Source organism: Candidatus Synechococcus spongiarum, assembly GCF_900047545.1.
Taxonomy (GTDB): Bacteria; Cyanobacteriota; Cyanobacteriia; order PCC-6307; family Cyanobiaceae; genus Synechococcus_B; species Synechococcus_B spongiarum_C.
Genome location: NZ_FITM01000047.1, coordinates 1 through 11,907, shown reverse-complemented (window position 1 = coordinate 11,907; position 11,907 = coordinate 1). Strand labels below are relative to the sequence as shown.

14 protein-coding genes and 2 pseudogenes are annotated in these 11,907 nt (G+C 54.7%); 8 read left to right on the top strand and 8 right to left on the bottom strand.

The genetic code is table 11. The features are described 5' to 3' along the window. Positions 1–1,513, bottom strand: a 1,513-nt coding sequence (gene cas9, locus FLM9_RS01880; protein ID WP_143324554.1) for a type II CRISPR RNA-guided endonuclease Cas9, incomplete at its 3' end; no start/stop codon positions are given. A 209-nt stretch (positions 1,514–1,722) separates the two neighbouring features. Beyond that, positions 1,723–1,995, bottom strand: coding sequence for a hypothetical protein (locus FLM9_RS01875; protein ID WP_074456997.1), 273 nt, complete (start codon positions 1,993–1,995; stop codon positions 1,723–1,725). A 123-nt stretch (positions 1,996–2,118) separates the two neighbouring features. Here FLM9_RS01875 and hemH point away from each other — a divergent pair, with 123 nt between their 5' ends. From hemH to FLM9_RS01860, 3 genes are all read left to right on the top strand, one after another. After that, a complete protein-coding gene (gene hemH, locus FLM9_RS01870; RefSeq protein ID WP_074456996.1) occupies positions 2,119–3,282 on the top strand; it encodes a ferrochelatase in 1,164 nt (387 codons plus the stop codon). A 197-nt stretch (positions 3,283–3,479) separates the two neighbouring features. After that, positions 3,480–5,255: a biosynthetic-type acetolactate synthase large subunit gene (gene ilvB, locus FLM9_RS01865; protein ID WP_081340121.1), complete on the top strand. Its 1,776-nt coding sequence runs from the start codon at positions 3,480–3,482 to the stop codon at positions 5,253–5,255. A 7-nt stretch (positions 5,256–5,262) separates the two neighbouring features. Next, the gene (locus tag FLM9_RS01860; protein WP_074456994.1) at positions 5,263–5,454 is read left to right on the top strand and encodes a GIVxVP protein; all 192 of its coding nucleotides are present in this window, start codon (positions 5,263–5,265) and stop codon (positions 5,452–5,454) included. Positions 5,455–5,466: 12 nt separating this feature from the next. Here the strand turns inward: FLM9_RS01860 and FLM9_RS01855 are convergent, their stop codons facing one another. Then, entirely contained in the window at positions 5,467–6,132 is a 666-nt protein-coding gene (locus FLM9_RS01855; RefSeq protein ID WP_074456993.1) for a hypothetical protein, read from the bottom strand. Positions 6,133–6,345: 213 nt separating this feature from the next. Further along, on the bottom strand, positions 6,346–6,531 hold the full coding sequence (locus tag FLM9_RS07940; protein WP_143324553.1) for a hypothetical protein: 186 nt from the start codon (positions 6,529–6,531) through the stop codon (positions 6,346–6,348). 141 nt (positions 6,532–6,672) lie between these two features. Between FLM9_RS07940 and FLM9_RS01850 the strand changes: the two genes are divergently transcribed. Together FLM9_RS01850 and FLM9_RS01845 are read left to right on the top strand one after the other, a co-directional pair. Next, positions 6,673–7,512 (top strand): prohibitin family protein, encoded by an 840-nt coding sequence (locus tag FLM9_RS01850; protein WP_074456992.1) that lies wholly within the window; start codon positions 6,673–6,675, stop codon positions 7,510–7,512. Positions 7,513–7,522: 10 nt separating this feature from the next. Beyond that, positions 7,523–8,047 carry a CYTH domain-containing protein gene (locus FLM9_RS01845; RefSeq protein ID WP_306806774.1) on the top strand — a complete coding sequence of 175 codons (525 nt, stop codon included), beginning with the start codon at positions 7,523–7,525 and terminating at the stop codon, positions 8,045–8,047. A gap of 206 nt (positions 8,048–8,253) precedes the next feature. Here FLM9_RS01845 and FLM9_RS08500 read toward each other — a convergent pair whose 3' ends face one another. The 4 genes and pseudogenes from FLM9_RS08500 to FLM9_RS08485 form a co-directional block, all read right to left on the bottom strand. Next, positions 8,254–8,388 carry a transglutaminase-like domain-containing protein gene (locus FLM9_RS08500; RefSeq protein WP_257242954.1) on the bottom strand — a complete coding sequence of 45 codons (135 nt, stop codon included), beginning with the start codon at positions 8,386–8,388 and terminating at the stop codon, positions 8,254–8,256. 12 nt (positions 8,389–8,400) lie between these two features. Then, entirely contained in the window at positions 8,401–8,535 is a 135-nt protein-coding gene (locus FLM9_RS08495) for a hypothetical protein (protein ID WP_257242953.1), read from the bottom strand. After that, a complete protein-coding gene (locus tag FLM9_RS08490; protein WP_257242952.1) occupies positions 8,535–8,750 on the bottom strand; it encodes a hypothetical protein in 216 nt (71 codons plus the stop codon). Before FLM9_RS08490 ends, FLM9_RS08495 begins: the two co-directional genes overlap by 1 nt. Then, positions 8,751–8,876, bottom strand: a pseudogene (locus FLM9_RS08485) (transglutaminase N-terminal domain-containing protein); the annotation flags it as partial. A 320-nt stretch (positions 8,877–9,196) separates the two neighbouring features. On the opposite strand from FLM9_RS08485, the gene FLM9_RS07935 reads away from it, so the two are divergent. From FLM9_RS07935 to FLM9_RS01830, 3 genes and pseudogenes are all read left to right on the top strand, one after another. Further along, positions 9,197–9,796 (top strand): hypothetical protein, encoded by a 600-nt coding sequence (locus tag FLM9_RS07935; protein ID WP_143324552.1) that lies wholly within the window; start codon positions 9,197–9,199, stop codon positions 9,794–9,796. Between the two features lie 11 nt (positions 9,797–9,807). After that, positions 9,808–10,566 carry a DNA-methyltransferase gene (locus FLM9_RS01835; protein ID WP_218969719.1) on the top strand — a complete coding sequence of 253 codons (759 nt, stop codon included), beginning with the start codon at positions 9,808–9,810 and terminating at the stop codon, positions 10,564–10,566. Positions 10,567–10,723: 157 nt separating this feature from the next. Further along, positions 10,724–11,634: pseudogene (locus FLM9_RS01830) on the top strand (IS1595 family transposase). Positions 11,635–11,907 lie beyond the last annotated feature (273 nt).

Sequence of the window (11,907 nt, the reverse complement as noted above, 5' to 3'; positions counted from 1 at the left end):
GGCAGGATTCCCCTTGATGATTGGGAAATGTTGCGGCGCGCCATGATTCCAACTCAGGCCCGTTGATGATTTCACCAAACCGCACACCCGCCTCCAGCAGGGGCAGAATCTTCCGCAACGCTTCGCTTGAGTAAGGCTCCCAGCCTGTGGGTAGTTTCAAAGCCTTGACTTTCTCGGCTTGCTCATGGGATACGCCAAACGTGTCAACGAAGTAGCGTGCCGCTTCTTCTCTGCATTCCTTGCGCTCCTGGGCCGGACGAATGACAACACGCTGCTCGCCCCAAACCCCATAGTCTGCTGTCCAGAGACGCTCATGCAAGGCGTCTCGGATGGCTTGCCGATGAGGATGATCTGGCCACCCATTGCCAAAGATGTTCGCCAGCTTTGCCTCAATCGGATTGCCGAGCAGTTTCTTGTCTCCACCCTGCTCCAAATTGAATTTCAGCAGCTTTTCATCTCCCCTCCGATTCCGCGTGCGATAGAGAGGCGCCAGTGCCTTACGAACCCCTGTCCACGTCATGGAGGCCTGGGTTTGCAGCTTGGCCAGGACGGCTTGCCGCTCTTCCGCATCCAGGTCGCGATCCTCCGGGCTCACAAGCTTCAGGTTGTTCAGTTTTTCCAACATCCGCCGTTGCTGGGACAGCCAGGATCCGCGTGAGCAAAGGTCTTTTCCGGGTAGGAAGGGACACGCGCCAAGCGTCTTCAGGCGCCAGAAGACAGGCCGCTGATCAAAAATGGCCCTATGCACGTCTGCCCTGATCTGGTCATTGGGCAAACAGGGCGCCCATACCTGGTCAAATTCCTCTTCTACGTTTTGTCGGAGAGCATGGATGCCACGCTTGCGCTCGTCTGGGTCCCGTTCTGCCAGCCATGCGCCAAGAGTCTTGTTCTCCTGCTTAAGAGTTTGCCCGGTCTTCTCTCCGGCTGACCGCGCTTCCTGCTCCTCTGCATCTTGATCATCAGACTTGTTCTGTGTATCGGTCTCGGCATCCTCGGAGATTTCGTCAATATCCCGCCCCTTGAAATGCCGCCGCTGTGCCAAGTGGTAGATGGCTCGCCCCACCGCGTGAGGGGATAAGTGCTCACCCTCCAAGGCCCACTCCGGGAGAGTGGCCCGTTCAGCTTCCATGGCCGCAAACCCTTGGCTGTGCAATCCATCAGATTCCGCTCGCTGGAGATTGAACGCCCATTTGCGCAGTTGGTAGGGGTCGGCTTTCATGACCCTGTTCCACTCGGACTCACGTGAGTTGTCCCGTTTTGGCAGGAAGCCGTACTGGTGCAGCAGTTCACCCAGCCCATGGCGCCGCTGGCGACGGCGACGCAGTTGACGTCGCCGCATCCGTGCAGCGCGGCGGTCTTGATTCAGGGGGACCAGAGCCTTGGGATCACGAGCTTCAGGAAAAATGCGCACCCCAAGCCGATGGATCTTGCCGGTGCTCTGCTCAGGATCGTGGTCAATGACTGCAAATCCAATGGACGTGGTGCCGATATCGAAACCAAAAATCAATGCCATGCAACAGAGCCCCTTGCACAAGTTAAGGCAGAGTGCTAGCATACATGACGTAGTAAACCGAGAAGGGGTCCATCCTGTGACCGGCTGCTTGCAGCCGCTTTTCGCAGCAAAATGACCCTTCGTGTGGGCTCGGCATCCCAAGGTCATTGCCGGCACCCAAACCCTCGCCTTAGGGCGAGGGTTTTTTGCATCACGTCATTAGGTGCTGCTCAAGGCTGCAGGAGGGTCTCCAGCAACTGATCCAGCTTCTGGCTCAAGGCTCTGTTATCTGCTCGCAACTCAGAGATGTCAGCCCGCAACCTGCTCTCTGCAGCCTGAAGTTCAGCCTTGAACTTGCTTCTGAGGCTGGCTTCCGTCGTCCTGATCTCTCTTGCCGCACCATGAAAGGCTGCCAGCAGCAACGCCAGGGTACCCACCACAGCAGCGGGCTTCAGCCAGTCGTTGATCAGGGTGGCTGGAAGGGGTGGGGTTGATGGAGCCATGGGGGGCCAGTCTGGCCGCTGCCGTGGAGTAGTGTTTTCAAGGTGATAACAGTTCGGCAAGGGTTCCGATGGGTGCCCGGAAAGGGTTAGGGTCCACTGAACCACCACTTGCCCGCCGGGGACATGGCCCGTATTGGCGTTTTGCTGCTCAACCTTGGCGGTCCCGAGCGGATCCAGGACGTGGGGCCGTTCCTCTATAACCTCTTCGCGGATCCGGAAATCATCCGCCTGCCCCTGCCCCAGTTGCAGAAGCCTTTAGCATGGCTCATCAGCAGCCTGCGGGCGGGGCGTTCCCAGAAGGCCTACCGCTCTATCGGTGGCGGTTCCCCCCTGCGACGCATCACGGACCAGCAGGCCAAGGTGCTGCAGAGCGAGTTGCGTCAACGTGGGATTGAAGCCACCACCTACGTGGCCATGCGCTACTGGCATCCATTCACGGAATCCGCCGTGGGTGACATCAAGGCGGACGAGATAGACGAGGTGGTGGTGTTGCCCCTCTATCCCCAGTTTTCCATCAGCACCAGTGGCTCCAGCTTCCGCCTGCTGGATCGGCTCCGCCAGGACGATCCTGCCTTTGCCCGCCTGCCGCTGCGCGCCATTGGCTCCTGGTACGAGCATCCCCGCTATCTGCAAGCCATGGCGGAGCTCATCAGCTCCACCTTGGATCAGGCCAACGCGCCGGACAAGGCCCATGTGTTTTTCAGTGCCCATGGGGTGCCCAAGAGCTACGTGGAGGAGGCCGGTGACCCCTACCAGGAGCAGATTGAACGCTGCGCCAGTCTGATCATGGACACCATGCAGCGGGAGAATGCCTACACCCTGGCCTACCAAAGCCGTGTGGGTCCGGTGGAGTGGCTACAGCCCTATACGGAAGACGCGCTGCAGGGGCTGGGGGAGGCCGGTGTGAAGGAGTTGGTGGTGGTGCCCATCAGTTTTGTCAGTGAGCACATCGAAACCCTGGAGGAAATTGATATCGAGTACCGTCACATTGCCACGGAGGTGGGGATCGAGAACTTCCTTCGGGTTCCGGCCTTGGGCACCCATCCCACCTTCATCCATGCCCTGGCGGATCTGGTGGAGAGCAGCCTGGCAAAAGAGCCTGTGGAGTTGGCCACCTTCACCCAACTGCCCCAAAAGACCAAGCTTTACCCCCAGGAGAAATGGGAGTGGGGCTGGAACAACAGCTCAGAGGTGTGGAACGGCCGCCTGGCCATGGTGGGCTTTTTGGCCATCCTGCTGGAGGTGCTGAGCGGCCATGGCCCCCTCCATGCGCTGGGCTTACTGTAAAAGCCTTCAAAACGCCAGGATCATTCGCAAATTCTTACCATAAAGACCAATCAGTCAAGAAATTTGCCCATACCCTGGGCATCATCCTCAAGGCAGCTTCGACTCCGGTACCCGTGACTGTCACTCCTGTCCGCACTGACTTCACCACCCCCCATCCCTTGACGGGGACCCAGCGCGTTTCCGGGGGATTTGCCCTCATGGACGCACTGCACCGCCATGGGGTCCAGCACATCTTCGGCTACCCCGGGGGCGCCATTCTGCCCATTTACGACGAACTCCACCAGGCGGAAAGTCGCGGCTGGCTCCAGCACATCCTGGTGCGCCATGAGCAGGGAGCCGCCCACGCCGCCGATGGCTACGCCAGAGCAACGGGTCGTGTGGGCGTCTGTTTTGCCACGTCCGGTCCCGGCGCCACCAACCTGGTGACCGGCATTGCCACGGCCCAGATGGACTCCGTGCCCTTGCTGGTCATCACGGGTCAGGTGTCGCGGTCCGCCATTGGCACCGACGCTTTCCAGGAAACCGACATCTTTGGCATCACCCTCCCCATCGTCAAACACTCCTGGGTGGTGAGGGATCCCCGGGACATGGGCCGCATTGTGGCCCAGGCGTTTTACATTGCCGCCCAGGGTCGCCCTGGTCCGGTGCTCATTGACGTGCCCAAGGACGTGGGACAGGAGTTGTTTCCTTACACCCCGGTGCCCCCCGGCAGCCTGGTGCCCAGGGGGTTTACACCGCCCCCCACGGCGCCAGACGGGGTCATTCACCAGGCGTTGGAGATGATCCGTGGATCCCGGCGGCCCCTGCTCTACGTGGGTGGCGGGGCAATTTCCGCAGGGGCCGAAGGTCTGTTGGCGGTCCTAGCCAAGCGTTTCCGCATCCCGGTCACCACCACCTTGATGGGCAAAGGGGCATTTGACGAGAACGACGAGCTGTCCGTGGGCATGTTGGGGATGCATGGCACGGCCTACGCCAATTTCGCCGTCACCGAATGCGACCTACTCATTGCCTGTGGCGCCCGCTTTGATGACCGGGTGACCGGCAAGCTGGACACCTTTGCTCCCCGTGCCCAGGTCATTCACTTCGAGATCGACCCTGCGGAAATCGCCAAAAACCGCCGCCCGGAGCTGGCAGTGGTGGGGAATCTAAAACACAGCCTGGGACGGCTTTTGGACTGTTGCCAACCGAATGAGCCTCCCTTGAGCACGGCGGCCACCTGGTTGCAGTGCATTGCGGACTGGAAGCAGCGCTATCCCCTCATGACCCCGCCGGCCTCCGGGGACATCTATCCCCAGGAGGTGCTCATCGCCGTGCGGGATTTGGCGCCCGACAGCTTTGTCACCACGGACGTAGGCCAGCACCAGATGTGGGCCGCCCAATACCTGCGCAACGGGCCGCGCCAGTGGATCAGCAGTTCGGGTCTGGGCACCATGGGCTTTGGGGTACCTGCCGCCATGGGGGTATTGACCGCCCTGCCAGATCAGCAGGTGATCTGCGTTGCCGGTGACGCCAGCATCCTCATGAACATCCAGGAACTGGGCACCTTGGCCCAGTACGGTTTGCCGGCCAAGGTGATCATCATCAACAACCAGTGGCAGGGGATGGTGCGCCAGTGGCAGGAAAGCTTCTACCAGGAGCGCTATTCCGCATCCAACATGAACAACGGGATGCCGGATTTCGTGGCTTTGGCGGCAGCGTTCGGCATCAAGGGCCTCTGTATTCATGCGCGGGAGGACCTGCACTCCGGTTTGCAAGCCGCCCTGGAGCACCAGGGTCCGGTGCTGGTGGACGTGCGGGTGCGCCGCGATGAAAACTGCTACCCCATGGTGCCACCGGGCAAGAGCAATGCCCAAATGGTGGGCCTGCCCAGCCACCCGGAGTTGGCCGTGGCCAGCAGCCGGGATTGCCGCAAGTGTGGCTTCACCACGGCTGTGGACCACCTGTTCTGCCCCGCCTGTGGCGCCAAGCTCTGAGAACTGCATGAGCGATCTTGTTGCCCGTGGTCTGGTGATGGTGCCAGCGGTGTTGCTGGGTGGTGTGTTTATGTCGACGGGACTCTTCTGGTCCCAGGAGGGAAGCACGGGCAGCCGTGGCCTGGCCATTGGCCTGGGACTGCTGCTGCTGACGGCAGGGCTGTTGGTGGGTCTGCGGAACCCACGCCCGGATAGTTGAGTAGCTGGACTTTTACTCCTGGGCCTCTTGTTCCTGCGCCTCCTGCTGGGCCTGGATGGTTCTGATGGCGTCCTCCGTAGGGAAGAGGAAGTAGCTGTCCTCTTCATACTGAATTATGGTGTTAATGGCGTGACGCCAGTCCACCACTTTGTCTTCACCGTCAAAATCCGGCACAGTCTGTTTTGCTTGCTGAAGCTGGCTGTAGTTAAAGAACAGGGCAATTTTGGCCTCGTCCGTCCCCGGTGGCTTGATGGTGATGAAAGGATCAGTGAAGAAAACAGGAACTGTGAGGGTCTGGTCAATCTCGTCCTGGGCAATCCCTTGCGCCAGCAAGATCTCTTCAGCTTTTTGCCAGTCCTCCTGGGCAGGCACCAGTGGCGTGACCAGCGATGCGTTCTCATCCTGCGCCCGGATCTCCTGGGCCAGCTTTTCATTGCGCTCAAGGGCAATGTTGAGGAGGAGAGGAACCACGCGGCTGCCTTCGTTGGAGCCCGTCTCCAGCGTCTCTTGCGCTTGCTGGGCCCGTTCGGCCTTCATGAACATGGGAAGCACCAACTGATCCGGTGACTCCTCATCAACGACAAAGGCAGGCTGACCTTCCGCGCTCACCACCACGTAGACGGCAACCGCCTCAAGCTTTTTGATGGCTTCAGCCTCGGGAATGGCCAGAACGGGCATCGCTCCGAGGCCAAGCACCGTCAAGCCCACAATCCCACCGATTACCCGAAGGGCAGGCTTGACAAGAGCACGGGGCGACCGCAGAAAAACACTGTACACAAAGCAATGGAAAGGTGCTGCCCAAAGGCATAGGGTAGCAGCCTAGCGCCGAATCCCCTCTGGCAGGGCCAGCCCCCAGGAAGAGTCTCCCGAGACCCACCTTGAGACCACGTGTCAGGGCTCTGGCGGCGCGGGGGGCGCTGCATAGATGGAGGGTTCCGGCGGTTTGAAGAGATCACGAATGGTTACGCCAAACGTGAACAACACCGGCAGGGCAAAGATTCCCGAGAGAAGGGTGGCCAGCATCCGTATTCTCTGCTGGTGGCGCTGCGGCGGCTTCTTGGCATCATCGGAGGGCATGGGGAGACAAGGGGGAGAGCAGCTTGATTCAAAGTTTCAAGCAACCGGTGAACAACTGGCAAGTCGGGCAAGTTGTCCAGTCACACAGGCACCCATTGGCACCCTGGAGGTTGCAGACTGGACGGGTCACCGACCGGCTCCATGCAGACGCCCATCCGCCCCATCAACAACGATAACGGCAACGCCTTTTTGCCCCTGCTGGGGTTTGCGGTTGCCGTTACTCTGATCCTCCTGACCCAAGTGCTGTTCATTGTGCCCGCAGGCAACGTTGCGGTGGTCACCACCCTGGGTAAGGTGACAGGTGAACCACGGTCTGCAGGCCCCAACTTCAAGATTCCCCTGATCCAGAACATTGCCATGTTCGACATCAAGACCCAGGTGCGGCCTGAAGAGTTTTCCTCCCTCACCAAGGACCTGCAGGTCATTGAGGCCACGGCCACCATCAAATATGCAATCCGTTCCAACCAGGCTGGCCGCATCTTCCGCTCTATTGCCACCGCCAATCAGCAAGTCTACGGCCGCATTGTCCAGCCGTCTCTGCTGAAGGCCCTTAAGTCGGTCTTCTCCCAATACGAGCTGGTCACCATCGCCTCCGAGTGGAACAGTATTTCCGAGATTGTGCAGGAGAAGGTCTCTGAAGAACTCAGCAAATTTGGTTACGTGGATGTGCAAGGGCTGGACCTGACCGGGCTGCGCATTGCCGAGGAGTACCGGGCAGCCATCGAGCAGAAGCAAATTGCCGACCAGCGCCTGCTGAAGGCCCGCACGGAAGTGCGCATTGCCGAGCAGGAGGCCAAGCGATACAACACCCTCAACCAGAGCCTCAACGACCAGGTGCTCTACAAACTTTTCCTCGACAAGTGGGACGGCACAACCACCGTGGTACCAGGTCTACCTGGAAGCGGTCAGGCGCCGCCGGTGATCGTGCAAGGGAAGCGGCGCCCTGGCGGACCTGTGGGTCGCTCCGGGGAACCGGTGTGATCGCCTCTCCATGGCCGTGGGTCTGGAAATCGAGCGACGTTTCCTGGTGCGTACAACAGGCTGGCAGGACCAGGTGCGCACCAGTATCCACCTGAGCCAGGGCTACATCAGTATCAGCCCCCATGGGGTGACCACCCGTGTGCGCCATGACCATAACAGGGGCTGGCTTACCCTGAAGGCGCCCGTTGCACTGGGGGCAACACCCGCCACTGCGCCGATTCGGCGCTGGGAATTTGAGTACGCCATTCCTCTTGGGGACGCCCAGTGCCTCCTGAAGTATTGCCCTCACCAACTCAGCAAAGAGCGCCACATGCTCAAGCTGACTGGTGGGGACTGGGTGGTGGATTGCTTTGCTGGAGCCAATCGCGGCTTGGTGCTGGCGGAGGTGGAGTTGGAGCGACCTGATGCCGGTCTTTGTCTCCCCCCCTGGCTTGGCCCGGAGGTGACTGGCAACAGGCGGCTCAGTAACGCAGCCTTGGCCTGCCGCCCTTGGAGCCAATGGTTGGAGCAGGAGAAACAAGCGCTCTGGCGATAGGACCTCTCTCAAGAGTTCTGGCCAGACAAGCCCGCCGACAAGTCATCTGACGAGTCAACAGTGATGCTCCAATGGAAGTTGGAGGTCACCGCAGCGGAGCAGACATAGGTGCCCTGTACAGCGGCAGCCTTGATGGGATCGGAAGGTGTGGAGATGGCGATGTACTGCTGGTCGATTTCACCGTTGCCACTGGGATCGAATCCTCGCTAGCCTGCTCCGGACAGGTACACCTCTGCCCAGGCGTGCAGTTTGTAAACGTGTGGTGGCGGCTCGGTCAGGTGATAGCCACTCACAAACCGTGCCGGCAGCCCGATGCAACGGCAGGACTCAATGAACACCATGGCCAGATCCCGTCAGGAGCCAATGCCCTCACGAATGGTGCGGCCTGCCGGCCAGGCCGGGCCTGTGTGGCGGAGGCTGTAACTGATCTGCTCTTTGATGACAGCCACCAGTTGCAACAGGAAACCAAGGGTCTGGTGATCGCTCATCACCAGCCCCTCCTGGGCCAGTTGCACCGCAGCATAGTCGTGTTGTCCATTCCCAGGGTGTAGCCCTCCAGGGAACGGTCCCGATCACTGACGGCACAGGGAAGGAGCTGGTCCGTGGGTGCGATGCACTCGGCAATGGGGGGGTAAGTGAGCATCAGGGACGTGGCTTCAATGGTGAGACGGTCGGTGCAGCCGCTGAACCAGGCACGAATCACCTCGTCGTTGCTGGCGGAGGGCAGGGTGAACTGTTTGCTGGGATGAGGACTGATCCGCAGGTTGAAGGACTCCAGCCGCTGATGACCGTCGCTGCGGGGCCTGAGACAAAAGCAATGAGAACCCAGATCAACTGGTCGGCTATAGGTACAATGAAAGCTGTAGGGTGATTGTGGCTTTCATGCGGTTCTCTGGATGGAAGAGTGGGGAGGGGGAAATGACTGGGGTACCCGAAAGTAGACCTGTTCCAACTGGTTGTGGAGATGGTTCAGATCCTGTTGTAGATGATCAATGCTTTGGGGCTTACATACGTAGGTGCCCAAGCAGTTTACCACTAAAGTCTTATGAGTCTTAGATAGGACTACTCATAAGATTAAGAAATATCACAAGATGCTTGACGATAAAGAGATAAACAATTAGAATTAGCGAGTTCATAGCTAAATGAACCATGTCTTCTGAGCTTGATTTAATTTGCACTGAGCTTGCTGAGATGCATGATTTATTTTTGCGTGTAGTTAAAATCATCCCAAGTTTTGATATTACAGACCCAGAAATACTGCCATATGGATTGAAACCTCATACCAGGTCAGTAAGTTGGATTGTGGAGCAAGTCATTGTCCAACAAGCAAAACATAAAAGAGAAAAACTTAAAATTAAAGATATAGAATTTAATTTACCTGATACTTGCTTGCATGACTGTGAAGTAATAAAAAATGAAAATACTATTTATTACGTTAACATCAAAATTACCAGTGCAAAACAAAAGCAAAACAAAAATGATATTGCAGCAGTAGAAAAATTATTCATGCAGTACAGTGCTAATTTAAATTACAGATTGATTTACGCTGTATTTCAGTTTCATTTTAACAATACCACAATCATTTTCAATAAAGATAAAGTCCATACTTTTTCACCACAGTTTTTACCCATTTACGTAAATCCAAGAAATGACAAGTTGCAAGCATATTACTATGCAAAACGAGAAGAACGAGCTAGAGAAGACTTTTTACAATTACTCAAACTCAATTCCAGGAGTATAAAACTATGAATTATCAACTATTGAACACTGACTTCCTTCAAGGAGTAAAGTCTATTCCTGATCAATCTATTGATCTTGTGATTGCTGATCCACCTTATGGATTAGGGAAAGATTATGGAAATAACTCAGATATGAAATCTGCTGATGAAATTGTGAAATGGACTATTAACTGGATTGATCTTGTTCTTCCTAAAATTAAAGAGACTGGTGGATTATACATTTTTACTACATGGAGAAACTCACCTGAGATATTCTCGTTAATTAAGAAGCGAATGATTATGATCAATGAAATTATATGGGATCGTAAAGTGCCAAGTATGGGAGGTTCGACCAGGAGATTTTCTTCAGTCCATGACACAGTAGGATACTTTGTAATCTCTAAGAACTACTATTTTGACATAGATGCTGTTCGGATTTCGTATAATCCAGAAACCAAAAAAGCAAGATCTCGTTCTATATTTGAGGGTTCAAAGTGGTTAGAGCTAGGGTATAACCCTAAGGATGTATGGAGTGTGTCACGATTGCATAAGCTACACAGGGAAAGGGAAGATCATCCTACACAAAAGCCATTGGAAATTATAGAAAGGATGATAAAAGCTAGTAGTCCTGTAAATGGAACTGTGTTAGATCCATTTGGTGGATCAGGAACTACATTAGAAGTCTGCATTAACAACAATAGAAATTGTATAATGTATGAACTAAACCCAGATTATTGTGAAATTATCAAAAAAAGAATAAATACTCCTCGAACAATGAATTTGTTTGAGAACATTGATTGATAGTTTCCCATCAGCATTCTATGTCCACTACTGAAATCTCAATTCCCCATAACAGACCCTTGACAATCTGACCTATCCAGCCTATTCTTAGTTTATCATTGATTCCACTTGGGTTATTATGAGGCGCACAGGTCCAAGTAAGTCCCACCGTCATGGAATGAGCCTAATGGAACTAATGAAAAAGTTTCCAGATGATGCAACAGCAGAAACATGGTTTGTGCAATCAAGATGGCTCGAAGGAATCATTTGTCCTCATTGTGGATCTACCAATGGAAATCCCAACACTAAGCATCGCTCCATGCCTTACCGTTGCCGTGATTGTCGTAAGCGGTTCAGCACTAGGACCGGCACTGTGATGGAATGCTCCAAACTGGGATTCCAGATTTGGGCTATTGCCATCTTTCTCATTGCCACTAACCTGAAAGGCATCTCAAGCATGAAGCTACATCGTGATCTTGGCATCACACAGAAGTCAGCTTGGTTCCTTGCCCATCGAATTAGGGAAACTTTCGATTTTGCGTGGTTGCCTGGTTTCGATGGTCCTATTGAAGCTGATGAAACTTTCATTGGTGGCAAACGTAAGAACATGAGCCATGAGAAACGTAAGGAGCAAACTGGATGTGGACCAGTTGGTAAGGCTATTGTGGCTGGCGTCAAAGACCGCAAGACTGGCCAAGTCAGTGCCAGAGTAGTCAAGGGTACGGATGCGACTATCTTGAAAGGCTTTGTGAGATACCATGCTGAACCAGGTACTACGGTCTACACTGATGAAGCGTTGGGCTACCAAGGAATGAATGATATATGGACCACCAAACAGTTAATCACAGTGTTGGCGAATATGTCGATAATATGGCCCATACTAATGGAATTGAGAGCTTTTGGTCAATGCTGAAACGTGGCTACCAAGGCATCTTCCACAAGATCAGTGAATGGCATCTGAATCGCTATGTCAATGAATTTTGTGGTTGTCACAACATCAGAAGATTAGATACTGTAGATATGATGTTGAGGATGGTAGCTGGAATGGTTGGTAAGCGGCTGACTTATATGGAGTTGATAGGTGGATGATGTTATTCAATTCACTTTCTCAATCTAGTACGTGAATGATTACGTGGATACCATTGAATGCTGTGTCCGTAAAGTGGTAATTTTTTATCACAGGTAAGTAACTCCATAGACTCCACTCTGCTTTGAGTAACTAACAATCGATCAAAAGGGTCTTTATGTTCTCTAAACATTTCTAAATCAGCTAAACTTAGAAGATGTGAATTTTTAGGGACTTACCTAGGATAGTACCCAAACGCTCAAAAGCCCGCTCCACCACTGAAGTTCTTAAGTCAT